21 protein-coding genes and 4 tRNA genes are annotated in these 23,472 nt (G+C 50.4%); 23 read left to right on the top strand and 2 right to left on the bottom strand.

The window, feature by feature from the left end; translation table 11 throughout:
• Position 1 precedes the first annotated feature (1 nt).
• The 4 genes from folC (at position 2) to purF (ending at position 3,994) form a co-directional block, all read left to right on the top strand.
• Positions 2–1,297, top strand: coding sequence for a bifunctional tetrahydrofolate synthase/dihydrofolate synthase (folC, locus tag KGF88_RS07265; protein WP_153825817.1), 1,296 nt, complete (start codon positions 2–4; stop codon positions 1,295–1,297).
• Positions 1,298–1,300: 3 nt separating this feature from the next.
• Complete coding sequence (locus KGF88_RS07260; protein ID WP_110074846.1) at positions 1,301–1,852, top strand: SPOR domain-containing protein; 552 nt, start codon at positions 1,301–1,303, stop codon at positions 1,850–1,852.
• Positions 1,853–1,940: 88 nt separating this feature from the next.
• Complete coding sequence (locus KGF88_RS07255) at positions 1,941–2,423, top strand: CvpA family protein (protein ID WP_153825816.1); 483 nt, start codon at positions 1,941–1,943, stop codon at positions 2,421–2,423.
• 50 nt (positions 2,424–2,473) lie between these two features.
• Positions 2,474–3,994 carry an amidophosphoribosyltransferase gene (gene purF, locus KGF88_RS07250; protein ID WP_110074844.1) on the top strand — a complete coding sequence of 507 codons (1,521 nt, stop codon included), beginning with the start codon at positions 2,474–2,476 and terminating at the stop codon, positions 3,992–3,994.
• 110 nt (positions 3,995–4,104) lie between these two features.
• Here the strand turns inward: purF and astB are convergent, their stop codons facing one another.
• Complete coding sequence (gene astB, locus KGF88_RS07245) at positions 4,105–5,442, bottom strand: N-succinylarginine dihydrolase (protein WP_153825815.1); 1,338 nt, start codon at positions 5,440–5,442, stop codon at positions 4,105–4,107.
• A 235-nt stretch (positions 5,443–5,677) separates the two neighbouring features.
• On the opposite strand from astB, the gene topA reads away from it, so the two are divergent.
• The 11 genes from topA to KGF88_RS07190 all read left to right on the top strand — a co-directional run bounded on the left by topA (position 5,678) and on the right by KGF88_RS07190 (position 17,066).
• Positions 5,678–8,314: a type I DNA topoisomerase gene (gene topA, locus KGF88_RS07240; RefSeq protein ID WP_153825814.1), complete on the top strand. Its 2,637-nt coding sequence runs from the start codon at positions 5,678–5,680 to the stop codon at positions 8,312–8,314.
• Positions 8,315–8,418: 104 nt separating this feature from the next.
• A complete protein-coding gene (locus KGF88_RS07235; RefSeq protein WP_110074841.1) occupies positions 8,419–8,916 on the top strand; it encodes a hypothetical protein in 498 nt (165 codons plus the stop codon).
• Positions 8,913–10,556: a hypothetical protein gene (locus tag KGF88_RS07230; RefSeq protein ID WP_110074840.1), complete on the top strand. Its 1,644-nt coding sequence runs from the start codon at positions 8,913–8,915 to the stop codon at positions 10,554–10,556. The genes KGF88_RS07235 and KGF88_RS07230 overlap by 4 nt, the downstream gene beginning before the upstream one ends.
• Positions 10,556–11,794 carry a hypothetical protein gene (locus KGF88_RS07225; RefSeq protein ID WP_153825813.1) on the top strand — a complete coding sequence of 413 codons (1,239 nt, stop codon included), beginning with the start codon at positions 10,556–10,558 and terminating at the stop codon, positions 11,792–11,794. Before KGF88_RS07230 ends, KGF88_RS07225 begins: the two co-directional genes overlap by 1 nt.
• Entirely contained in the window at positions 11,775–12,269 is a 495-nt protein-coding gene (locus tag KGF88_RS07220; protein WP_153825812.1) for a hypothetical protein, read from the top strand. Before KGF88_RS07225 ends, KGF88_RS07220 begins: the two co-directional genes overlap by 20 nt.
• 3 nt (positions 12,270–12,272) lie before the next feature.
• Positions 12,273–13,676 (top strand): GspE/PulE family protein, encoded by a 1,404-nt coding sequence (locus KGF88_RS07215; protein WP_153825811.1) that lies wholly within the window; start codon positions 12,273–12,275, stop codon positions 13,674–13,676.
• Positions 13,664–14,686: a type II secretion system F family protein gene (locus KGF88_RS07210; RefSeq protein ID WP_153825810.1), complete on the top strand. Its 1,023-nt coding sequence runs from the start codon at positions 13,664–13,666 to the stop codon at positions 14,684–14,686. Before KGF88_RS07215 ends, KGF88_RS07210 begins: the two co-directional genes overlap by 13 nt.
• A gap of 134 nt (positions 14,687–14,820) precedes the next feature.
• On the top strand, positions 14,821–15,264 hold the full coding sequence (locus KGF88_RS07205; protein ID WP_153825809.1) for a type II secretion system protein: 444 nt from the start codon (positions 14,821–14,823) through the stop codon (positions 15,262–15,264).
• 4 nt (positions 15,265–15,268) lie between these two features.
• Complete coding sequence (locus tag KGF88_RS07200) at positions 15,269–15,502, top strand: prepilin-type N-terminal cleavage/methylation domain-containing protein (protein ID WP_110074834.1); 234 nt, start codon at positions 15,269–15,271, stop codon at positions 15,500–15,502.
• A gap of 19 nt (positions 15,503–15,521) precedes the next feature.
• Positions 15,522–16,331 carry a hypothetical protein gene (locus KGF88_RS07195; protein ID WP_153825808.1) on the top strand — a complete coding sequence of 270 codons (810 nt, stop codon included), beginning with the start codon at positions 15,522–15,524 and terminating at the stop codon, positions 16,329–16,331.
• Between the two features lie 33 nt (positions 16,332–16,364).
• The gene (locus tag KGF88_RS07190; RefSeq protein ID WP_110074832.1) at positions 16,365–17,066 is read left to right on the top strand and encodes a TadE/TadG family type IV pilus assembly protein; all 702 of its coding nucleotides are present in this window, start codon (positions 16,365–16,367) and stop codon (positions 17,064–17,066) included.
• Between the two features lie 41 nt (positions 17,067–17,107).
• On the opposite strand, the gene folD is transcribed toward KGF88_RS07190, so the two are convergent.
• Positions 17,108–17,980, bottom strand: coding sequence for a bifunctional methylenetetrahydrofolate dehydrogenase/methenyltetrahydrofolate cyclohydrolase FolD (folD, locus tag KGF88_RS07185; RefSeq protein WP_153825807.1), 873 nt, complete (start codon positions 17,978–17,980; stop codon positions 17,108–17,110).
• Positions 17,981–18,308: 328 nt separating this feature from the next.
• Here folD and KGF88_RS07180 point away from each other — a divergent pair.
• The 8 genes from KGF88_RS07180 (at position 18,309) to clpX (ending at position 23,370) form a co-directional block, all read left to right on the top strand.
• A tRNA-Pro gene (locus KGF88_RS07180) sits at positions 18,309–18,385 on the top strand.
• A gap of 20 nt (positions 18,386–18,405) precedes the next feature.
• Positions 18,406–18,482, top strand: a tRNA-Arg gene (locus KGF88_RS07175).
• Positions 18,483–18,515: 33 nt separating this feature from the next.
• Positions 18,516–18,591 (top strand) — tRNA-His (locus tag KGF88_RS07170).
• Between the two features lie 34 nt (positions 18,592–18,625).
• A tRNA-Pro gene (locus KGF88_RS07165) sits at positions 18,626–18,702 on the top strand.
• 119 nt (positions 18,703–18,821) lie between these two features.
• The gene (locus KGF88_RS07160; RefSeq protein WP_153825806.1) at positions 18,822–19,946 is read left to right on the top strand and encodes a GGDEF domain-containing protein; all 1,125 of its coding nucleotides are present in this window, start codon (positions 18,822–18,824) and stop codon (positions 19,944–19,946) included.
• Positions 19,947–20,058: 112 nt separating this feature from the next.
• Positions 20,059–21,357, top strand: coding sequence for a trigger factor (gene tig / locus KGF88_RS07155; protein WP_153825805.1), 1,299 nt, complete (start codon positions 20,059–20,061; stop codon positions 21,355–21,357).
• Between the two features lie 110 nt (positions 21,358–21,467).
• Entirely contained in the window at positions 21,468–22,085 is a 618-nt protein-coding gene (gene clpP / locus KGF88_RS07150; protein WP_092855810.1) for an ATP-dependent Clp endopeptidase proteolytic subunit ClpP, read from the top strand.
• 1 nt (position 22,086) lies between these two features.
• Positions 22,087–23,370, top strand: coding sequence for an ATP-dependent protease ATP-binding subunit ClpX (gene clpX, locus KGF88_RS07145; protein ID WP_153825804.1), 1,284 nt, complete (start codon positions 22,087–22,089; stop codon positions 23,368–23,370).
• Positions 23,371–23,472 lie beyond the last annotated feature (102 nt).

Raw genomic sequence — 23,472 nt, 5'->3', positions numbered from 1 at the left:
TATGACACAGCTTTCTGTTCCATCCACATCAGCCGGGCTTCATGCCTGGCTGACTTATTTAGAGCACTTGCATCATCAAGCCATCGACATGGGCTTAGACCGAGTGAAGCAGGTTGCTGAGCAACTCAATTTATTGCAGCCAAGCGCCAAAGTGATGACCGTTGCTGGTACTAACGGTAAAGGTTCGACGGTGCGTTACCTCGAAACTATCTTACGCGCGGATGGCTATCAAACTGGCGTCTATATTTCTCCGCATTTGCATCGCTATAACGAGCGCGTGCGTATTAATGGCGAACAACTCAGCGATGCTGAGCATGTGGCGGCTTTTGCGGCAGTAGAAGCTGCTCGGGGAGATATTTCGTTAACCTATTTTGAATTTGGCACCTTAGCGGCATTGTGGCTAATGCTGCAACGTAACCTCGATGTTTGGGTGTTAGAAATAGGCTTAGGAGGCCGCTTAGATGCGGTGAATATTATCGACGCGGATGTTGCTTTGCTGACCAGTGTGGGGATCGATCACGTTGGCTTTTTGGGGGCCGACCGGACTGGTATCGCACGAGAAAAAGCGGGTATTTTTAGACCCCATCGTCCGGCTATTTGCGGTGAACCTGATTTGCCAGCGGCCGTAGTAGAACAGGCTCAAGCTCAGCAAGTACAACTGCAGCGAGTCGGTTATGAGTTCTTCTACAAACCACAAGATGCGCAGCACTGGCAGTTCCGCAACAGTGAAATACAACTGCTTGATTTGCCGTTACCACAATTGCCTTTACCAAATGCAGCCACGGCAGTAGCTGCTTTAGCAGCGTTGCCGCTACCCGTTACTTTAACCGCCATTAAGCAAGGCTTGGAGCAGGCGCGTGAGCCGGGTCGGTTACAGTTTTTAGCAGCCACGGCACAGCGTCCTGCGGATACCTTACTCGATGTGGCTCATAATCCTCATGCGGCGGCCTATTTAGTGGAAGTGCTGCGGCAGCGTTATTCTGAGCGCCCCGTGTTAGCCGTGGTTGGGATGCTGCAAGACAAAGATATTGCCGGCACCCTAGCGACCTTACAGCCGCTGGTTGCCCAGTGGTTCTTTGCCGATTTGAGCGAACCACGTGGTGCGCGAGCTGAGCAACTGCAACAACAGCTGCCGAGCACAGCTAACGTGGCTGGCTGTTTTGCCGATGTGGCAAGTGCCTATGCCGCCGCTCTAGCTGCCGCTGCACCCGCGCCCGAGGGGAGTAACCAACAACAACCGCTGGTATTGGTTTGCGGGTCGTTTTACACTGTGGGCAAAATAGCAGATACGGAGTAACTGATGGCGTCGCAATTGCAAAACCGGTTAGTGGGGAGCGTTATTCTGATTGCGCTTGCGGTAATTATTTTACCTGAATTGCTGGATGGCAAGCCACCGCAGCAACAAGAGCAATTTGAGACGATTCCGTTGCAACCCGAAGTAGCAGTCACCAGTACCCCGGTAGCGGAGATCCCAACGGAGCAATTACCACCCTCGTTGGATGATGTAGCGACCGTTGAGTTAACCGCCGACACGGCACCGACGCTCAACCAATCAGCACCGGCGAGCAGCACTCCAGCAGCGGCCCAACCACCCAGTGCCGCCGCATTAAAAGAGTCCGGTTGGGTTATTCAACTAGGAGCGTTTCGCAATCAGCAGTCCGTTGACCAATTGGTGGCTGAACTGCAAGCCGCTGGTTACGCTGCTTATCGCGAGCAAGTGGCCGGCAGCCAAGGGCCTCTACATAAGCTTATGGTAGGCCCTAAATTAGTGAAAAGTGAACTCGAACAAGATCTACCAAAACTCAAACAAATCACCTCACTCAACGGTAAAGTCGTGCGTTACCAACCCTAAGGCTACCGTTTAATAACAACAATAATGGCGCAAAACCGAATCAAATCTGGTATAATTCGCGCGCCAAAAATAGCTAAGGAATGCAGTTATGAATTGGTTTGATATCACCATTTTAGCCATCATTGGGCTGTCTACGCTAATTAGTCTTAGTCGTGGTTTTATTAAAGAAGCGATGTCGTTGGCAATCTGGATTGCCGCATTTTTCATCGCCAAATTTTTCTATTTAGATTTAGCAGTTTATTTCTCTGGTATTGAAGATGAGATGCTGCGCAATGGTGCCGCTGTGGCTGCTTTATTTGTGGCTACGCTGATTGTTGGAGCGATTCTAAACAATCTGCTGGGGCGCTTAGTAGTAGGCACAGGTTTAAGTGGCACTGACCGTTTGCTCGGCGCCGTTTTTGGGGCGCTGCGTGGGGTGTTAGTGGTAGCGGCGTTATTGTTCTTTTTAGATTCCTTTACTGGTTTCGCCCAAGCCCAATGGTGGGTTGAGTCTTCGTTGATTCCTCACTTTGGCATTGTGATTGAATGGTTTTTTGAATACCTAGAGAAAACTTCAAGTTTTCTCCCCTAACTCAATAAATGAGCGCAGTAAATAGGCGCAATCAATGAGGTTGTTATAGCATGTGTGGCATAGTTGGTATTGTTGGTAAAGACCCAGTTAATCAGGCCTTGTACGATGGTTTAACGATGCTACAGCATCGCGGTCAAGATGCCGCCGGCATCATGACGGTAGACAACAACACCTTGCGCTTGCGCAAGGCGAATGGTTTAGTGCGAGATGTGTTTCACACACGCCATATGCACCGGTTAACGGGGCGGATCGGGATTGGTCATGTGCGTTATCCAACCGCAGGTAGCTCCAGCTCGGCCGAGGCTCAACCTTTTTATGTGAACTCGCCGTTTGGTATTGCCATGGCGCATAATGGCAACCTCACCAACGCGCAAGAATTACAACAGCAGTTGTTTGAGAAAGCTCGCCGCCATATTAACACCACCTCTGATTCTGAAATTCTTCTCAATATTTTTGCCCACGAACTGTACCAACAAGAAAGCCTACAACTGACCGCAGAAGATGTGTTTGCCGCGGTAAGCCGAGTGCATCGACAGATTCGTGGCGCTTATGCTGTGGTAGCCATGATTATTGGCCACGGCATGGTCGCGTTTCGTGACCCATGGGGCATTCGACCGCTGGTATTAGGTAAGCGTGATACCGCTAAGGGCCCTGAATATATCGTTGCTTCTGAGAGTGTTGCCGTAGACGGCACTGGCTTTACTTATGTGCGTGATATCGAGCCGGGTGAAGCTGTTTATATCAGCGAAGATGGCCAGTTGACCTCGCGCCAATGTGCGGATAACCCACAGCATTGCCCTTGTATCTTTGAATACGTGTACTTTGCGCGTCCTGATTCTTTTATTGATAAAGTGTCGGTGTATGCCTCACGCGTTAACATGGGTCGCAAGCTAGGTGAAAAAGTGAAACGAGACTATGCTCACTTAGACATCGATGTGGTGATCCCGATCCCTGAAACCAGTTGTGATATTGCGCTTGAGATGGCTAATATTTTGGACCTGCCGTATCGCCAAGGCTTTGTTAAAAACCGCTACATTGGCCGTACTTTTATCATGCCAGGGCAAACCCAACGACGTAAATCAGTGCGCCGCAAGTTGAATGCGATTAGCGCTGAATTTCGTGGGAAAAACGTGCTGTTGGTAGATGATTCAATTGTCCGTGGTACCACATCTGAGCAGATCATTGAGATGGCCCGTGAAGCTGGCGCGAAGAAAGTTTATTTTGCCTCGGCCGCCCCAGAGATCCGCTTCCCGAACGTGTATGGGATTGATATGCCAAGCGCCAATGAATTGATTGGCCATGGTCGTGAAGCCGCGGAGATCAACGATTTAATCAAAGCCGATGGTTTGATCTATCAAGAACTGGACGATTTAATTGCGGCAGTTCAAGAAGAGAACCCTGCCATTGAGCAATTTGAGACCTCGGTCTTTAACGGCAAGTATATCACTGGCGATATCAACCAAAGTTACTTAGATCGTCTTGATGCAGCCCGTAACGATATTGCTCGTGGTGGCGATAATAGTGCTGAAGATGCTAATTTAGAGCTACATAATGAGCTTGATGACGAGTAAGTGCTGATAACAAGTTCGAGAAAAAAGCCATGATGTTTCATCATGGCTTTTTTTATGGCTGCTGCTTAAACAGCTTGGGTTTAAACAGGTGCTACTTAACCAGATAGCCCTTACAACTGGAACGGATACACCGAGCCAAGTTTTAAGATTTGGGTGAGCTCATCTAACGCTGTCCGAGACTCGGTGAGTAACTGTGGATCACTTAAATCAGCCACACTCAGCTCATCGCGATAATGTTTATCGACCCATTGGTTCAGACGGGCAAATAGCTCATCGTTCATCAGTACCGCTGGGTTTACCGCCGCTAGTTCAGTATCATTCAAAGCAACTCGTAAACGCAGACAAGCAGGGCCACCGCCGTTGCGCATGCTTTGTTTTACATCAAAATAATGCACTTGGCGAATCGGGGTATTGCGGGTGACTAATTCTGCCAAATAAGCAGCAACCCGCGGGTTCTCTTGACACTCAGTTGGAGCAATAATAGCCATATGACCGTCTTGCATGGTTAACAGCTGGGTGTTGAATAAATAGGTTTGTACGGCATCTTCAACGGATACTTCATTGGTGCTAACTTCAATGAAATGGACAGGTTCGTCGCCAAATTTGCGCTGAATTTCGGCGAACTTCTGCTCTGTATCCAAAAACGCTTGCTGGTGATAAAAGAGCACGTTTTGGTTACCCACTGCAATCACGTCATTATGGAACACGCCTTGATCGATAACGGCTGGGTTTTGCTGAATAAAGACCGTATTCTCGTCGCTTAATCCATGCAAGCGTGCGATGGCCTGCGAAGCCTCAAAGGTTTGCCGCGCCGGATAATTTTGTGGCGCGGGCTTGCTGCTATCAAAGGCGTACCGACCAAAGGTGAAGATCTCCACTCCAGCATGACCGTAGTTACTGCACAAACGCGTGTGGTTAGCGGCGCCTTCGTCTCCAAAATGCTCGTTATCAGGCAAGTGAGTGTGGTGCTCAAAGTAGCGACCATTGTTAAACATCGCCTGTAAAATACGACCGCTGGTTTGAGGCTCTAAGCTACGGTGAAATTTATTGGTTAAATTAGCCGGCGTAAAGTGTACCTTGCCATCGGCCGTATCAGCACCCGGCGACACGGTAGCGGCGTTGGCGGTCCACATGCTTGAAGCCGAGCACACCGCTTGGAAAATCTGCGGGGCTTGGCTGGCGGCACGGATTAACACCTCGCCATCTGAACCACTAAAGCCTAAACGTCGTAAGGTAGCAATATCAGGGCGTTCTTGTGGCGCCAGGACACCTTGCACCATACCCATATCGTGCAGCGCTTTCATTTTGGCTAAGCCTTGTTTAGCCGCTGATTTGGGGCTAGAGGTTGCTTTAGCATTGCTCAACGACGCCACGTTACCAAAAGATAACCCAGCGTAATTATGAGTGGGGCCGACGAGGCCATCGAAGTTTACTTCAACGTGTTTCATGCTTAACGAAACCTCCATTGCGGTTGCAAGTGTTCATTTGCGGAGTATTATACCCACTAAATAGCTTAGGTGTAAGTGCTGTAGCCCTTGAATTATCTGGCGTTTCGGGCTGTTTGCATGTTTATACTTAAAAAATGATTGTTTATTTAATTTGCATTCGGTGGTTGTGAAGTGAATGCGAAACGGATATATCTAAAAAAAGAACCCGGTAAATCACCAATACATAGAGAGTCGCATGGCAAAAGCGCTAGTTATTGTCGAGTCCCCCGCGAAGGCCAAGACAATTAATAAATATTTAGGGAATGATTTCATTGTGAAATCGAGTGTGGGCCACGTGCGTGACTTGCCCACTCGCTCGGTAGCCACGGTTAAAACTAAGCCGGCTGCAGAAGTTCGCAAAATGTCGCCCGAAGCAAAAGAAGCTTATCGCCAGCAGCGTGAGTTCGCCAAGTTGGTGGCGCGTATGGGTATTGACCCTGAACACGGCTGGCAAGCACACTATGAAATCTTACCCGGCAAAGAAAAAGTAGTTGCTGAGTTACAGAAGCTTGCCAGCAAAGCCGATGCAATCTATCTCGCAACGGATTTGGACCGCGAGGGAGAAGCCATTGCTTGGCACCTACGTGAGTTAATCGGTGGCGATAAACAGCGGTTTCAGCGGGTGGTGTTTAACGAAATCACCAAAAAAGCCATTCAAGAAGCGTTTTCGAAGCCCGCCGAGGTCAACGAAGATCGCGTGCACGCCCAACAAACCCGTCGCTTTTTAGACCGCGTAGTAGGTTTTATGGTGTCACCCTTACTGTGGAAAAAGATTGCCCGCGGCTTATCGGCCGGACGGGTGCAATCGGTAGCAGTGCGCTTGGTTGTGGAACGTGAGCGCGAAATCAAAGCTTTTATTCCTGAAGAGTATTGGGATATTTACGCTGATTTAAACACAGCTGCACAAGCTGAGCTGCGGATGCAGGTGCAGAAACACCTAGGCAAGGCCTTTAAAGTCGGTGATAAAGCCGCAGCCATGGCGGCAGTTGATGCGCTGCAAGGTGCGCAATATAAAGTGGTGGAGCGTGAAGATAAGCCGACCAGCAGTCGTCCATCGGCACCTTTTATCACCTCTACGCTGCAGCAAGCAGCCAGTACTCGGTTGGGCTTTGGCGTGAAGAAAACCATGATGTTGGCGCAACGCTTGTATGAAGCCGGTCACATCACCTACATGCGTACCGACTCAACCAATCTAAGTAGTGAAGCGGTAGCGAGCTGTCGTAGCTATATCGAGAAACAGTTTGGTGGCGACTACTTACCAGCCAAACCTAATATGTACGGCTCCAAACAGAATGCGCAAGAGGCGCATGAAGCTATTCGTCCATCAAGCGTCACGGTTAAATCAGAGCAGTTACGTGATATGGAGCGCGACGCTCAGCGCTTGTATGAACTTATTTGGCGGCAATTTGTTGCCTGTCAAATGACTCCGGCACAATACGATGCGACTACCATTACGGTGGCCGCTGGTGATTATGAATTGAAAGCTCGAGGCCGCGTGATGAGATTTGCGGGCTGGACCAAAGTGCAGCCACCGGCAGCGAGTAAAGCGAATGATGATGCGTCGTTACCTGATGTTAAAAAGGGCGAAGTGTTAGCATTGCAACAGCTAGATCCACAACAACATTTTACCAAACCACCGGCGCGTTTCAGCGAAGCATCCTTGGTGAAAGAACTAGAAAAACGCGGTATAGGTCGTCCTTCGACCTACGCTTCAATTATTTCGACCATTCAAGATCGCGGCTACGTACGGGTTGAGAACCGACGGTTTTACGCTGAGAAAATGGGCGAAATCGTGAATGACCGGTTGGTGGAAAACTTCTCGCGGCTACTCAACTACAATTTCACCGCTGAAATGGAACAGGCGTTAGATGATATCGCTGAAGGCAAGCGCAATTGGACCGAGACACTCGATAATTTCTACAAAGAATTTAAAGCCAAGTTAGAGCAAGCCGAATTAGATCCAGACGAGGGCGGCATGCGCACCAATCAGATGGTGCTAACGGATATCGACTGTCCAAGCTGTGGCCGCAAGATGGGTATTCGTACGGCGAGTACCGGAGTGTTCCTGGGCTGCTCAGGTTATGACTTACCTCCAGCGGAACGCTGTACGCAAACCTTAAACTTGTTACCAGGTGAAGAAGCCGTCAGTGTCAAAGGCGACGATGACGAAGCCGAATCGCTCGCCTTACGAGCGAAAAAGCGTTGTCCTAAGTGTGGTACTGCCATGGATAGCTACTTGATTGATAAATCACGCAAGCTGCACGTATGCGGTAACAACCCAGCCTGTGATGGGGTGGTAGTTGAGCAGGGTGAATTTAAAATCAAAGGCTACGATGGTCCGGTGTTAGAGTGCGACCGCTGTGGCAGTGAAATGCAGCTCAAAACCGGCCGGTTTGGCAAGTATTTTGATTGTACTAACAGTGAGTGTAAAAATACTCGTAAATTACTGAAAAATGGTCAACCAGCGCCGCCGAAAGAAGATCCGGTGCCATTCCCTGAGTTGCCATGTGAAGACTCAAGCGCTTACTATGTGTTGCGTGACGGTGCTTCTGGGGTATTTCTGTCGGCCAATACCTTCCCTCGTTCACGTGAGACGCGGGCGGTGAAAGTAGCGGAATTACAACGTTTTAAAGATCGTATTCCGAGTAAGTTTCATTATCTTACCGAAGCCCCAGCAAAAGACGATGAGGGTAACGAGGCGATTGTCCGCTACAGCCGTAAGAACAAAGAGCAGTATGTGATTACCGAAGCGGATGGCAAGCCGACTGGCTGGCAAGCCTTTTATCGTGACGGCACGTGGAGCGTACAAGAAGCGAAAAAGCGTAAGAAATAAACCCTAGGTAAATCATATATTTACCACTTGTTGGCAGCAAGCCCCTCAGCTACATTGAGGGGGTATCACAAACGGAGGTGATACGTTGCCGACAAGGAGGTTCCATGGTCTATGTACCATATCGGGCGAAAGTCCAACTGGTCGCCGCTGCATTCAGCATCATTCTGAGCTGTTTGTGGCCGGCGTCAGTAAACGCCAGTAGCTGCCCTAGCTACGCGTTTACGGTGGCACCACCCAATGCAGTTAATCATCCCTATTATCCAGCTCCTACTGGGGTATCCATGGTGTTTGCCGCGGGCCTAGTACGGCCGCAACTCGAGCAATACTTGATGGATTACTTTGCGGTGCGCTGGATTGACTGGCAAATTGCCGCCGATTATCGCTGGGCGGCCCCTTTTCAACTTCATGCTCCTGATCATCCGCAACTGCTTGAACAACTGCTGAGCTCAGCAGCACTGGCGGTTACCATTTTTGCCAATCAAGGAGCCTTGGTCAGCTATCAAACGCCGGCTGCTGCCGCTAATGCAGCGCCCCCGCGCTGGCCGCAACCGGCAGCACCACAACCCCGTCAATATTATGGCCGCACAGGAGTGCTACGATGAAATGGCTGATGTTAGGTTTAACCGCAGTGCTACTAAGTGGGTGTCAACTACCAGAAGATAACTACCAACAGCATAAGCAGCAGGCGTTGCAAGCTTTGGCGGCAATGGATGGACAGCAGTACGGTGGGCGCACCGCAGTTCAATACGGTAATCCCTACTACCCGATTCGTGAGTTGCCAACACCTTACCAGCAAGGACCTGTGGCTTATCCGGGCAATGGCTATCCGATGCCGGCTGGCAATCAACCGCCTCAGCCACCGCCCGGACTTGCTGGGCCTTATGCTGGACCCTATGCCGGGCCTTATGCCGCGTCCTCGGCTGGCTCTTTAATAGGTGCGCCACAACAGCTGGTACCGGCGTGGCATAGTGCCCCCGTCACCTTGCGATCCAATGGCTTAACTGCCGCAGCAGTGATGCAGCAGGTGTTAGCTCCCCATCAGATTAGTGCACACTTTTTGGGGCCGGAGCTAGGTCAGCAGGTGGTCAAGCTTAATTATCAGGGCACGTTAGGTGGCTTACTGGAGCAGATGGCAGCGCATACGGGCTGGCATTTACAGCAGCAACCACGGCAAATTTTATGGAGTGAGTTTCAAGTTGAAGAGTTTGATGTTGCCTTTTTGGCGGGCGATACCAATTACTTTCTTGGTAACAAAGATGCTGAGCAAACCGGCACCAGTAACCAAACCGCTGGAACCAACAGCAACAATGCCTTTAATGCCAGTGGCGGTAGTCAGCAATACTTGAACTTTAGCAGCCGCCAATTATCCGTTTGGAACGATCTCGAGCAAGCACTTAGCTTATTGCTCTCTGAACAGGGCAGCTTATCCATCAATCAAAGTTCAAGTTCGGTGTTGGTGCGAGATTATCCTCATCATGTTGCGCAAGTGCGGCACTACTTGGCACAGCAAAATGAGCGGCTAACCCGGCAAGTATCGATTGATGTGCAAATTCTGGAAGTGACTTTTAATGATACCGAGCAGTTTTCTGTAGATTGGCAAGCTTTGGTTCAGACCGCTGGTGGCGAGGGTATTTTAGGGCTTTCTAGCGCTAGCTTTGGCGGTGGCAACGGAACTCAATTAATGTGGCAGCAGCAACAGGGCAAAGCGGCAGGGTCGTCGGTACTTATCGAAGCATTAGAGCAGCAGGGCGTGGTGCGCATCAGTAATCATCCGCGCTTGATCAGCTTAAATAATCAAATCGCCAAAATTGTGCTGGAAGATAACGCCAGTTACTTGGCCGCGTCTGGGAGTACCAGCACACCGAACGTTGGAAGCTCACAAGTGTTGCAGCCAGGTTTAGTGACTACTGGCTTTGAGTTATACGTGTTGCCCAGCATTCGTGCCGGCGAGGTGATATTGCAGCTGTCTACCGAATTATCAGATTTAGAACGGATTGATGAAGTTCGCTCGGGCGAGCAAATTATCCAAACACCTCATACCAATCGCAAAAAGTTCTTTATGAAAGCCATGATTGAAGATGGCAAAACCCTGTTGATGAGTGGTTTACGAAATGAGCGTAATAGCATTCAGCAGCAACAGAGTTGGTTGAGCCTAATGTTAGGTGGCGCCAATAGTAGCCAGCATCGCCGTAGCGAAACCATTGTGCTGTTAACACCGAATATTGTGCAGCGAGGTTACTAATGTTGGTGAGTGGCTGGCGGCTTGAGCTATGGCGTCGACAATCAACTGAGCAAGCGCGCATTTTACAATGGCTGGGTGAGGCCAGACAGCAGGGCTTTAGTCATTATGGGTTGTATCAAGTGGGGCAGTGCTATTGGTTAAGTTGTACCGGCGAGGCCAACGTAGGCGATGCCGTAGCTCATGTGCATCAGCAGTTAACTAGCACGCAAGACCCCAGTTGGGTGGTGCTGCAGGTGGTGGGTGAGCAGGTTTGGGTGATAGCTTGGCGCGAACAAACCTTACTGTGCGCTTTGGCAATTGATTTAGAAGCCAACCCGAATAGCTTTCTGTTTGAACTTACCGCTACCTGGTTAGCTACTGATGGCATGCAGTGTCAATTGATGTTAGCCGGTGAGATGGCGCAACAACGCTGGTTAACAGCACCCTGGCCGGTAAGCCCGCAGGTGTGCGATGAGCTGTTTAATCAAGCGCCAAGTAAAGGCCAGCAGCTGTTAAATATCCGCAAACCGCCACCTTGGCTACGGCGCAAAGTGGTGGTGCTTAGCGCCACCATAAGCTTGTGCTTAGCGCTGTTGTTGGGTTGGCTGTTATGGCCGACAACGCCGTCCGAAGATGGCTTGGATAGCCATCCGCAAGCGCAACAGCGGCCGCCGATGGCGGGGGTGCAACTGGCTAGTATGGCAGCCTTGCCCCAGCAATTATTGCGTTGGAGTTATGTGGCTGGCTGGAAAGTACAGCAGTGGCAGTTTAGCGAGCAACAGCAGCAACTGCATGTACAGCAGGGGTATGCCTCGATGGCAGACTTGCGACAACAGTTACAGCCGATTTGGTTTTATCAATTAGGTGCTGTTGCTGGCAGTGCCCAACCGGGGCTGTTACTGACCGCCAACGTCCCCAGTGCCTGGCAGCAAGAGCCAAGCTTGGCCAAGTTGGCGCCATCGTTGGCTTATCTGGAAAGCAGTTTAAGTGAACTACAGCAATGGTTTCCGCAGGCGCAATTTAAAGTGGCAGCGGTACAAACCGATGGCTGGTATCAGTGGCAGCAGGTACAGGTGCAAGTGTTAGGGTTTGACCCCTTATTGTGGAGCAGTGCCGGTGCTAAGGCGTGGCGGCAACTGCCCAGTGAGCTGAGGTTGGTAGCAGCCTCGGCCAAGGCCGACGGATTATTATGGCAACTGCAATTGGAGTTGCGCGCATACGCTCATGGAGGGCAAGCACATGGTAGGGATTACGATTAGTTTATTGCTGGCGCAACAATTGCTAACAGCACCATCATCGACAGCGGCCACCAGCTCCGTTGATGCCGTTCACGTCGTTGAACCCGCTGAACCCACTGAAGCCTTTGATCCGGCTCCAGGCCTGATTGAACAGTTGCGTTACAGCGAGTTAGAGCAACGGGTAGCTGAAACCGAAGCCAAACGATTGCAAACCCAGTTGCAAATCGAAAAAGCCAAACACGCCATTGCCGCCTTACAAAAGCCCGCAGCTAACCCGGGTAATCGGGTTACTGAACAACTGAGTAGCATCATTTTGGTGGGCTTTATCGAAGCTGTGGATGGCGTCAAGGTGGTATTGCAAGAGCGTGGTCAGTGGTTGCTGTTAACCCCAGGTGAGCGAGGTGCCCATGATCTACAAGTTGAGGTGCATGAGCAGCAGGTGCGCTTAAAACGTTACGGCCACTATCGTGATATCCCACTACCGCAGGGGTGGTGAGCCATGTTAATGCTACCGGAAGATCAAGTGCTGCAATGTCAGATTTTCTTGCCCAGCTTAACCGAGTGCCTGCGCATCAGTGAGCGTCCGCAGCAACCGGATAACGCGGTGTTAGTTACCAACGAAGGGCTATTGCTATGCAGTCTCGTGGCTTGGCAAGAATCGGCGTTGGAGATCATTAACTTACTCCAATTTACCTATCATCAAGGCTTGCAAGTAAGGCTGCGGATGTTAGCACCGGCGCGAGCCATTCGGGCGGCTTTGCATGATGCCTTGGCGCAAACCCAGCAAACCAGTGCACATGCGAACCAGCCCTTGGATCAAACGCGGGCGCAGCAGGCCCTCGAAGATTTAGTGCAACAGGCGTTGGTGATTTCGGCATCTGATATTCATCTGGTATTTACCCCGCGCCAAGCCTTGCTGGCATTTCGCGTGCATGGGCGCTTGATTGGCCAGGCCGAACGCAACAGAGAGACTATGGCGGCTGCTATTGCTGCATCGTTAAACACTCGCTCTGACGATTTTCGCGAACTGTTTGATGAGCAACGCCTATCGGCAGCAAGTATTTCTATTACAGTCGCGCATCAAAATCAGCCCCAACGGATCCGGTTGCGGGTACAAAAGTCGCCCACCCGTGATGGGTTTGCCGTGACCATGCGTTTGCAGAACGAACAGCAACGGGTAGTCGAGCTTGGGCAGTTGGGGCTTACCGCCAAAGTGCATCGACAACTGCTGGAGTTATTGTTGCAACCGGCTGGCATGATTCTGATTGCGGGGCCTACGGGGCAGGGTAAAACCACCACCTTGGCCGCTATCAATTGGGTGATCCCGCGCACGGCTAAGGTGATCTCCCTCGAAGATCCAATTGAGATCATTCAGCCTCACATTGAGCAAAAGCCGGTTATCGCTGACCACGCCGAACTTAACTTTGCCAATATGGTGAAGGTGGCCTTGCGGGAAGATCCAGACGTGATATCGATTAGTGAAATTCGCGATGCAGCAACCGCTAAAGCGGCTTATACCGCAGCGCTGACGGGGCATTTAGTCACGGCAACGGTGCACGCCCACGATACCTTTGGAGTGTTGCAACGGTTACTGGATTTGGGCCTAAGTGCTGAATCGCTGGCGCAAGTAGGGGTATTGCGTGGGATTCTGGCGCAGCGCTTACAAAGTACCGTGTGTCAGGCATGCGTTGCGCATCCGCAAGCACCCTGTGCAGTGTGTCATGGTGCTAGGGTGAGTGGTCGGCAGCTGTTAACCGAGTTTTTGGTGATTGACGAAAAGGTACGGTTGGCGCTGCGTCAAGGTGAATTGGAACAGTGTCGCAAACACTTGCTGCAGCTAGGCTGGTTGAGTTTAGAACAACAGCTGGGCGAGACCCTAGAGGAGCCGTTATGCAACGCTTAAGCAGACCGCGACAGCTGGCTTTTCTCGAAGATTTTGCGTTAGGGCTAGCCGATGGTTTAAGCCCATTGCAAACCTGTATTGGATTAGCGGAAAACGCTAAGCAGCAAGGCCTACGGGCGGAATACCAACTGGTACAGCAAATCATCGCGCAACTGAATGCCGGTCAGCCACTAGGGCCAGCGTTGCAGGGTAGCTTTGCCCAAGATCTGGTGATGCTGATGGCCGTCGGCGAACATAGCGGCGTGTTAGATCAGTTACTGCAACGGCAACAGCAGTTTGAACAACAACGTTATGCTGCCCTACAAGCGTTCTGGAAGCCGCTCCTTTATCCACTAGCAATGTTGGCCTTAGCGCTACTGGCTTGTGTTTTTATTGGGCAGCAAGTGATGCCGAAACTAGCCGCCGCGTTACCCCCTGAGCAGTGGCCGCAACTGAGTGGATTGCTGTTGCAACTTAGTCATGGTCCGGCGGTGCCGTTACTCCTGCTAGCGGTGCTGTTGGTGTTATTGGCCTGTTGGGGCCCAGCGCTGCTGATTGATTTAAGCCGATGGTATTGGCGGGCGTTGGCGCAGAGAGGCTGTTTTGTTATTCGCCGCTATTTTGATGCGGTATTGCTGTTGCAAACCGTCACTGTGCTGTTGAAAGCAGGGATGAATCTGGATCGCGCTATCTTGGCGATGCAAGCCTATAGCAATAGCTCAATGGATTGGCATTTAGGCGTGATTCGGCAGCGCTTAGCCCAAGGTGAGCGACAGTTAGCAGTGCTGTTTGATACCGGACTGTTGTCGGCGCGCATGTTGTTTCGGCTAAGTAATGGCAGTCGCCAGGCCAGCGAACAAGGCACGTTGCTGCGGGTGGCTGAGTATGCCACCCAAGATGCGGTGCGGGCGTTGGGGCGGTTACGAGTACTGCTACTAGGATTTTGCTACGGCATGATTTTTATGGTGTTGGTGGTGGTACTAGGCGGTATGGGAGCCATGCTGATGACAGTATCCCAGCAGCATATCTAAGTTCATCAAGCAGGGTTACAGCGTGAGGAGGACAAGCAACAGGAACGGATAGCAACAACCATGAAACTATCAGATAAGCGCCAAGAACGTCCTTAAGGACCTTTGCGGTTTCGTTGAAAAACAAGGAGCAAGTGATGCGTAAGCAACAACAAGGATTTACTTTTATTGAAGTGTTAACCGTTTTATCCATTATTGCGTTAGCTACGGTGGGCACGCTCGCCTTGCGAGATTGGGCGGTGGGGAACTCACGCATTAGTGAGGCTAAGACTCAGATTATAACCATTCAGGCAGGTGCCCAGCTGTGGCGACCTCGTAGCGGCGATTTAACCGGCATTAGTTTGGCCGCCATGTCCGGTATTGCAGCGGTGCCGCAGCAGTGGGGCAGTGGTACTGCGATTAATCCTTGGGGTGGCGATGTTCAGGTCTCGGTGGATGGTACTGATACCTCGCGTTATGTAGTGACCCTGACAGGAATTGATGCCGATGCTGAGGGGGCGCGGTTGGCTTATGACTTTAATGAGTACGCTTTGGTATCTACATATTCTGCGGGTACATTGTTTTTAACATTCCAAGGCTAACCCCATGCTAACCAGTCACCTGCGCAGCCATGGTTTTAGCATGATTGAATTGGTGCTGGCGCTAGCCTTGCTGGCGGTGCTTGCTAGTGCGGCAGTGCTGGGGCTGCAGCACTGGCGTCAAGCAGCGTTTAAGCAAGACCCGCCGTGGTCGGATGCGCAGCTGTTGCAGTTACAGCAACAGTTGCGCGCCCATCGCCAGTTTCTACTGGTGCGGGCGGCGTTGGTTGATCCAACCTAATCCCCAAGGAGTGCCACGAATGAAATCAACGAACTTGAACAGCGGCCCCTTAGCAGCGCCAATCCTCGGCGGCGCTGAGGTAATAGTAAGGCTACCGCTGCGGGGCAGTTCTAGCCTTGGCTTTGTGCTGTTAGAGGTGATCATTGCGACCGTGTTGCTGGCAGCTAGTTTGCTGGTGTTTGCTCAGTGGCAGCAGGTGCAACAACAGCAACAGCAGCGCCATCAATGGTTAGCTGATACTGAACGCTTACAGCAAGCGGTACGCAGTTACTGGAGTGATACGGGGCAACCGCCGCCATCCTTTGCGCAGTTACAACAGCATGGGCACTTGCAGCAGCTAACCACGCCGTGGCAGCAGCCTTGGTTGCTACAGCCGCAGCAACGTTATGTGCAATTACGCTTAACCGCACCTAGTGCGGCCGCCGCGAGCTGGTTAGCTGGCCAAATCGTGGGTGCCAGCGCCAATGCCGAGCAGGTGCTGGTAACTGTGTGGCAGCCAGCGCAGAGCTACCATCCGGATAGTCCTTACCTTTATCGAGTGGCGATTGCTGATGCTCCGCAACTGAACCAAATGCATACGGATCTCGATCTTCGCCAGCATAACCTGCAGGGGATTGATCAACTGCGCGCCAGCGCTTGGTATGGGCAAAGCCTAAGCGCACCAGAGGCACAACTGGTGCAAGTGCAAAGTGAGCATGGCCATTTCACCATGGTGACAGCAGCGCAAGCGGTGATTGGTGGGATTAGTATGGAGCAGGTCTGGCAACGCATTACTGAGTATCAGCAACTATGGGAGTTGTGTGTGGCCCGCGGTGGCTGTCAGGGTTAGCCAGCGCCGTAACCAACCAGCAAGGAGGTAACAATGCGAACCAAGCAAACGGGGCAAGCCATGCTGGAGGCGCTGTTGGCATTGCCGATTATTCTCGTGGTGTTACTGGGGCTAGTACAACTGATTTGGGTATTCTGGACCATGCACACACTGCAAACCGGCTCTCATTACGTGTTGCGTAGCGGAGTCTTGCAACATGGCAGCCTGGATAAGATGAAGGATACCCTAGCGACGGTGATGGCGACCACTCAAATGCAGTATTTTGACGCGCCGGCTAGCGATAGCGAGGGTGCAGCGCCTGAATTTGACGACAATGACTTACGTTACGCAACCCTTACCGAAACCCTAAAAATGCGTGGCTACCTGGAGTTGGCGGCGCGCATTCAAATTCATAATCCTACTGCGGCGATGCAACGGCAATTGAGTGAACGCCGTTGGGACACGCGCAACTCGCGCTGGGTGCAAGAGATAGCTATTGATCATCCGCAAGTGCGGCTGGCGGAAGCGCGCGATGCCGAAGCGTGGCTGGCGGCGCGGCAGTTACAGATAGAAATTTGGTGGTGCATGCCGCTGGAAGTTCCCATAGTCGGTAGCATGATTGCGGCGACGGCCCAGTGGTTTCGTAGTGACAGCCAAGCCTTCTGTCGCTTACGGGGAATGGCCCTTGATAAGCCGATGTGGGCGTTAAAGGTGATGGCAGAAGGGCCTATGCTAACGGGTTTTCGCACCCGTTAGCAAAGCTGATAGACCCGCCGCTAACAGCGGGCTTTAGACTGTTATGCTGAGGTGGTTACCGGCGCATGCCAAGTGTCACAAGCTTGCAGGGTATTTTGCATCAAGGTTGCGACTGTCATTGGGCCCACGCCACCTGGTACTGGGGTAATGTAAGCAGCGCGAGCCGCGGCCGCAGCAAACTCCACATCGCCCACTAATTGACCGGAAGGTAGCCGGTTAATGCCGACATCAATGACCACCGCCCCTGGTTTGATCCAAGCACCCGGAATAAAGTTAGGACGGCCCACAGCAACCACGAGAATATCAGCGCGTTCAACATGGCTTTGCAAATCAGTGGTGAATCTGTGACAGACAGTGGTGGTGGAGCCGGCTAAGAGCAGTTCTAGGCTCATCGGTCGTCCGACAATGTTTGACGCACCAACCACAACCGCATTCTTACCATAGGTATCCAGTTGGATGGATTCGAGCAGTGTTATCACGCCGCGCGGGGTGCAGGGGCGTAAGGCCGGGTTTCGTTGCGCCAAGCGTCCCATGTTGAAGGGGTGAAAACCATCGACATCTTTAAACGGATTAATGCGCTCTAACAAAGCTTGTGCGTCTAATCCTTCCGGTAACGGCAGCTGTACCAAAATGCCATCCACCGAAGCATCTTCATTAAGTTGATCGATGAGAGCTTCTAACTCGGCTTGAGTGGCGCTAGCTGGTAGGTCATAGGCTTTAGAAATGATGCCTACTTCTTCACAGGCGCGGCGTTTGCTGCCCACATAAACTTCAGATGCTGGGTCGTTACCTACCAACACTACCGCCAGCCCCGGAGCTCGATAGCCAGCGGCTAGACGTGCTTGCACGCCAGCTTTTACTTGGTCACGAACCTGTTGGGCAACTTTTTTACCGTCAATATTTTGCGCTGTCATAGCTGCTGCAAACCCTTCTTTATTCAAGCGTGGAATGGTAAGATGTTTTGGTCATCGTGTTGGGCGGATATTTTCGCACGTTTTGACGTTAGGTTGTAGTAACTTATGTGGGCAGTTTATGTGCTTAAGTTACTGAAGCCAGCGGTTAGTACTTGAAACAGTAGCTAAGCTGGCCGAAACAAACAGAATTGCTGCTTTTGAATACAGATTGTCGGTATTTTCGGCAGTTGAATGCAGAACGCAAAAAAATGTTTGACGACTCTAAGAGCAACAGGTAATATTCGCCCCCGTTGTCAGGCCGCGTCCTGCACGGGTTTTTCAAAGATGTCGGCGAGTAGCGCAGCTTGGTAGCGCACTTGTTTTGGGTACAAGGGGTCGCTGGTTCGAATCCAGTCTCGCCGACCATTCTTTGTCAGGATAGAAATGCGCCCGTAGCTCAGCTGGATAGAGCAACGGCCTTCTAAGCCGTCGGTCGCAGGTTCGAATCCTGCCGGGTGCGCCAATACTGCCCTGGCATCAACAGTTTTGAGAAATGGTGGCTGTAGCTCAGTCGGTAGAGCCCCGGATTGTGATTCCGGTTGTCGTGGGTTCAAGTCCCATCAGCCACCCCATCTCTCCCTCAGTAATATATTCCCTGTTTGGTGTCGGCGAGTAGCGCAGCTTGGTAGCGCACTTGTTTTGGGTACAAGGGGTCGCTGGTTCGAATCCAGTCTCGCCGACCATTCTACTATGTCTATACTTCTTCGCTGAATTCTGCTAATACTCTTACATTGAGTTGACTTAACCGTTCGCGTTTAGCATCAAGTTAATGCTAACAACGGGTTGATGCACAGGAAGGCGCATGGCAGCTTCAGGAATAGCGACACAAAATCTCAGTCAAGCAACGAGTGATATTGCGCAACAGCAGTTCGGTTTGCTGATCTCGCAAATCAGTACGCAACTGATCAATAGTACCTCAGCAGAAACCCAGCAACACATAGAACAAGCTTTGGCTGCACTTGCTAGTGGCGGCCGTAAAGATCGCTGTTATGTGTTTTTGTTTGATGAACAGCTCACCACCATGAGCAACACCCATGAGTGGACTGCTCCAGGTATCACGTCTTTTAAAGCTGAGCTCCAAAATATTGATATTGCCGCCATGCCGTGGTTTTTTGAGCAGATGCGCAACCAGGGTCAAGTGGTGGTCGATGATGTCAAGCAACTACCGCCTGCGGCTATCGGCTTTCAGCAAGAACTCACTCGTGAGGGAATTCAAGCGATGATGGCCGTAGGCATGTATTTAGAGCATCGGCTGATGGGCTTTGTCGGCTGTGACTTAGTGCAGCGTCAGCATCACTGGAGCGCGGAAGATATCCAGCAGATGCAGTTGGTGGCAGACATGATCAGTAACACCATCGCGCGGCATCGCACTGAGACGAGGTTACGGCAAGTTGAAGCCGAGCTGCGACTGGCTAATGAGCAATTATTAGCGTTAGCGCATCAAGATAGTCTAACCCAAGTTGCTAACCGGCGCGCTTTAGATAAAAGCCTGAAAGACGAGCTACAACGTGCCAGCCGCATGGGCCGTGAACTCACTTTATTTATGGTTGATATTGATCATTTTAAGCAGCTTAATGATACCTATGGGCATCGTTTAGGCGATTCTGTGCTGGCTGATGTGGCAGAGATTTTAGCGACCCAGTTTAGGCGTAGTGGCGAGCTCGTAGCCCGTTTCGGTGGCGATGAATTTGTTGTCATTAGTCCGTTAGTCGACGCCGCCACTGCCCAGACCCTCGCCGCTGCGGTGCTGTATCGTGTACGCGCCTTAAGCTACCCCGAAGGGGCGCAAATAACCGTGAGCATTGGGGTCTATCAATGTATTCCGCAAGCACCTGTGGGAGCTGATAATTTATTACAAGAAGTAGATGCCGCAGTGTATCAAGCGAAGCTAACAGGGCGTAACCAAGTGGTGTTTGTTGCCAATTAGTAACCATTTATTCTCGACTTGAGTAGATCGCTTCGCTATAATGCGGCGTCATTTTGAAGGGTCCCGAATCGTAGTGGGCTCAGGCCAATAGTGAAGCCGAGGTAAAAAAGCAATGCAGGTTTCTGTAGAGACAACCCAAGGATTAGAACGCCGTGCCACTATCACCGTGCCGGCTGAAACCATCGATAAAGAAGTAAAGCGTCTGCTTAAAGACGAGTACCGTAACCGCCGTATCAACGGTTTCCGTAAAGGGAAGGTACCACCGAATGTATTGCAAAAACTGTTCGGCAAAGAAGCCCGTGCACGTGCTGCATCCAACTTGATGCAAAGCAAATACTTCGAAGCAATGAGGCAAGAAAAATTAAACCCAGTGGGTGCGCCTGCAATCGAGCCAAAAGTTAACGAAGAAGGTAAAGACTTCGAATTCGTGGCTACGTTTGAAGTGTATCCAGAAGTTAAGGTTGCTGATTTAGATAAATTAGCCATCGAAAAACCAGAAGTAGAAGTGACTGACGCTGACGTTGACACCATGATGGAAACGTTGCGTAAGCAGCACGCTACTTGGAAAGAAGTGAAGCGTAAATCGAAGAAAGATGATCAAATCACCATCGATTTCACTGGCTCGATTGACGGTGAAGAGTTTGAAGGTGGCAAAGCATCTGATTTTGCTTTGGAATTAGGCCAAGGCCGAATGATTCCTGGGTTTGAAGATGACATCATTGGCATGAAAGCCGGTGAAGAAAAAACCATCGAAGTGACTTTCCCTGAGGATTATCACGCAGAAAACTTGAAAGGCAAAAAAGCATCTTTTGTGATCGTTGCCAAGAAAGTTGAGACGCGTGAACTGCCTGAGCTAAACGACGAGTTCGTGGCTCTGTTCGGTGTCAAAGAAGGTGGTGTTGACGCATTGAAAGCTGAAGTGCGTAAAAACATGCAGCGTGAACTGAAAAATACCGTTCAAGCGAAAGTGAAAGAACAGGTATTGAAAGGCTTAGTTGAAAGCAACGAAGTGGACGTTCCAAAAGCTATGTTGAGCCAAGAAGTTGACGTATTACGTCGTCAGGCCATGCAGCGCTTTGGTGGTAACCAAGCTCAATTACCACAATTGCCAGCAGAATTGTTTGAAGAACAAGCAAAAGAGCGGGTGAAAGTAGGTTTGTTGTTGGGTGAAGTTATTCGTGGCAACGAATTGAAAGTTGACGAGCAAAAAGTTGAAGAAATCATCGACAACAATGCCTCAGCCTACGAAGATCCAACTGAAGTTGTAGCTTACTACAAAGGTAACGAAGAATTGATGCAACAAGTGCGCAATGTTGCCCTTGAAGAGCAAGCAATTGAGTTCATCCTTGGTCAAGCTAAAGTAACGGCGAAAAAGGCCAGCTTTGACGAGTTGATGAACCCAAAAAAATAAGTAAGTGATAGGAATACCGTTAGAACATCATTGACGGCATCCCTAACAACTTGGTTTAATGGCTCGTATATGCTTATACGAGCCATTTTTATTTCAGGAGTCGTAAAATTATGTCGGATATGGCGCTAGATCCAATGGCCCAATTGGTGCCCATGGTAGTAGAACAAACAGCAAAGGGAGAGCGCTCGTACGATATCTATTCGCGCTTACTTAAAGAGCGCGTGATTTTTTGCTGCGGTCAAGTTGAAGACCATATGGCCAACTTAATTGTGGCTCAGTTGCTGTTCTTGGAGTCAGATAACCCAGACAAAGATATTTATCTGTACATCAACTCACCCGGTGGTGCGGTTACCGCAGGTATGGCGATCTATGACACCATGCGCTTTATTAAGCCAGATGTAAGTACTGTATGTATGGGCCAAGCGGCCAGCATGGGCGCATTCCTACTTGCTGGTGGTGCCAAAGGTAAACGGTTCTGCTTGCCTAATTCACGGGTGATGATTCACCAGCCGTTAGGTGGGTTCCAAGGGCAGGCGTCGGATTTTGAAATTCACGCGCGGCAAATCTTGGATATCAAAGATAAGCTGAACCGGATGTTGGCAGAAAACACTGGCAAAGACTTAGAGCAGGTCGCTAAAGATACCGACCGTGACTACTTTATGTCGGCTGAAGAAGCTGTTAACTACGGCTTAGTTGATAAAGTACTGACCCAACGAGGCGGAGAATAAGATGACGGATAAAACTGAAGGTAAAGGCGAAAAGCCTTTGTTTTGTACCTTCTGCGGTAAAAGTCAGCACGAAGTTCGTAAGCTTATTGCGGGACCATCGGTATTCATCTGTGATGAGTGTGTGGAGCTGTGTAACGATATTCTGGATGAAGAAATTCAGAACATTGCGCCTAAGGATGCACCTAAGCAGTTGCCTAAGCCCCATGAAATTCGCGCCCACTTAGATGAATATGTGATTGGCCAAGAATTAGCGAAAAAGGTCTTAGCAGTAGCTGTTTACAACCACTACAAGCGCTTACAAAGTGCTGTTGTGGGTAAAGACAAGGATGCGGTTGAGCTAGGTAAAAGTAATATTTTGCTGATTGGCCCAACGGGCTCAGGCAAAACCTATTTAGCTGAAACCTTGGCGCGGTTTTTAGATGTGCCCTTTACGATGGCTGATGCAACCACTCTTACCGAAGCTGGCTATGTTGGTGAAGATGTTGAAAACATCATCCAAAAATTACTGCAGAAGTGTGATTACGATGTCGAAAAGGCTCAACGTGGCATCGTCTACATAGATGAAATCGATAAGATTTCGCGTAAGTCAGATAACCCGTCAATTACCCGTGACGTGTCCGGTGAAGGGGTTCAGCAGGCGTTACTGAAACTGATTGAAGGCACGGTTGCAGCGGTGCCGCCACAAGGTGGGCGTAAGCATCCGCAGCAAGAGTTTGTGCAGGTTGATACGTCGAAGATTCTGTTTATCTGTGGTGGTGCTTTTGCTGGCTTAGATAAAGTGATTGAACAGCGTATTAACGAGCATTCTGGGATTGGTTTTGGGGCGGAAGTAAAAAGTAAGAAGCCCAAAGCGGAAGGCGCGGTGATGGCTAAAGTTGAACCAGAAGATTTGGTGAAATTTGGTTTGATCCCTGAATTTATTGGCCGCTTACCGGTACTAGCAACGCTGACTGAACTGGATGAAGACGCCTTGGTGAAAATTCTGAGCGAGCCGAAGAATGCGCTAACCAAGCAATATTCAGCGTTATTCAATATGGAAGGCGTTGACCTAGAGTTTCGTGAAGATGCGTTACGCTCCATTGCACGTAAAGCCATGCAGCGAAAAACCGGTGCACGTGGTTTGCGCTCGATCGTCGAGGCGGTGCTGTTAGATACTATGTACGATCTACCATCAGTAGATAACGTCGAAAAAGTAGTGATTGATGAGTCGGTGATTAAAGGCGAGTCCGATCCTATTTTTATCTATGCGAACAAAGCCGATGAAAAACAGGCTGCTGGTGAATAAAGTTAACATTTAGTCTGAAAAATATGCAAAAAGGGCCATTTAGGCCCTTTTTTTCTGCAAACCATTGAACTTTCGCTGGAGCACCACATATAAAGGGGTAAG

It is taken from the genome of Idiomarina loihiensis (genome assembly GCF_024584785.1).
GTDB classification, from domain to species: Bacteria; Pseudomonadota; Gammaproteobacteria; order Enterobacterales; family Alteromonadaceae; genus Pseudidiomarina; species Pseudidiomarina fusca.
The sequence above is the reverse complement of the archived record's forward strand: the minus strand, read 5'-3'. Positions and strand labels throughout refer to the sequence as shown.

What these genes read in the sequence shown, in the direction of transcription:
- KGF88_RS07220 (WP_153825812.1), top strand. Translation starts at nt 11,775, where the DNA reads ATGGTAGGGATTACGATTAGTTTATTGCTGGCGCAACAATTGCTAACA.
- purF (WP_110074844.1), top strand. Translation starts at nt 2,474, where the DNA reads ATGTGTGGCATAGTTGGTATTGTTGGTAAAGACCCAGTTAATCAGGCC.
- KGF88_RS07210 (WP_153825810.1), top strand. Translation starts at nt 13,664, where the DNA reads ATGCAACGCTTAAGCAGACCGCGACAGCTGGCTTTTCTCGAAGATTTT.
- folD (WP_153825807.1), bottom strand. Translation starts at nt 17,980, where the DNA reads ATGACAGCGCAAAATATTGACGGTAAAAAAGTTGCCCAACAGGTTCGT.
- KGF88_RS07200 (WP_110074834.1), top strand. Translation starts at nt 15,269, where the DNA reads ATGCTAACCAGTCACCTGCGCAGCCATGGTTTTAGCATGATTGAATTG.
- astB (WP_153825815.1), bottom strand. Translation starts at nt 5,442, where the DNA reads ATGAAACACGTTGAAGTAAACTTCGATGGCCTCGTCGGCCCCACTCAT.
- KGF88_RS07205 (WP_153825809.1), top strand. Translation starts at nt 14,821, where the DNA reads ATGCGTAAGCAACAACAAGGATTTACTTTTATTGAAGTGTTAACCGTT.
- topA (WP_153825814.1), top strand. Translation starts at nt 5,678, where the DNA reads ATGGCAAAAGCGCTAGTTATTGTCGAGTCCCCCGCGAAGGCCAAGACA.
- folC (WP_153825817.1), top strand. Translation starts at nt 2, where the DNA reads ATGACACAGCTTTCTGTTCCATCCACATCAGCCGGGCTTCATGCCTGG.
- KGF88_RS07235 (WP_110074841.1), top strand. Translation starts at nt 8,419, where the DNA reads ATGGTCTATGTACCATATCGGGCGAAAGTCCAACTGGTCGCCGCTGCA.
- KGF88_RS07230 (WP_110074840.1), top strand. Translation starts at nt 8,913, where the DNA reads ATGAAATGGCTGATGTTAGGTTTAACCGCAGTGCTACTAAGTGGGTGT.
- tig (WP_153825805.1), top strand. Translation starts at nt 20,059, where the DNA reads ATGCAGGTTTCTGTAGAGACAACCCAAGGATTAGAACGCCGTGCCACT.
- KGF88_RS07225 (WP_153825813.1), top strand. Translation starts at nt 10,556, where the DNA reads ATGTTGGTGAGTGGCTGGCGGCTTGAGCTATGGCGTCGACAATCAACT.
- KGF88_RS07260 (WP_110074846.1), top strand. Translation starts at nt 1,301, where the DNA reads ATGGCGTCGCAATTGCAAAACCGGTTAGTGGGGAGCGTTATTCTGATT.
- clpX (WP_153825804.1), top strand. Translation starts at nt 22,087, where the DNA reads ATGACGGATAAAACTGAAGGTAAAGGCGAAAAGCCTTTGTTTTGTACC.
- clpP (WP_092855810.1), top strand. Translation starts at nt 21,468, where the DNA reads ATGTCGGATATGGCGCTAGATCCAATGGCCCAATTGGTGCCCATGGTA.
- KGF88_RS07255 (WP_153825816.1), top strand. Translation starts at nt 1,941, where the DNA reads ATGAATTGGTTTGATATCACCATTTTAGCCATCATTGGGCTGTCTACG.
- KGF88_RS07195 (WP_153825808.1), top strand. Translation starts at nt 15,522, where the DNA reads ATGAAATCAACGAACTTGAACAGCGGCCCCTTAGCAGCGCCAATCCTC.
- KGF88_RS07215 (WP_153825811.1), top strand. Translation starts at nt 12,273, where the DNA reads ATGTTAATGCTACCGGAAGATCAAGTGCTGCAATGTCAGATTTTCTTG.
- KGF88_RS07160 (WP_153825806.1), top strand. Translation starts at nt 18,822, where the DNA reads ATGGCAGCTTCAGGAATAGCGACACAAAATCTCAGTCAAGCAACGAGT.
- KGF88_RS07190 (WP_110074832.1), top strand. Translation starts at nt 16,365, where the DNA reads ATGCGAACCAAGCAAACGGGGCAAGCCATGCTGGAGGCGCTGTTGGCA.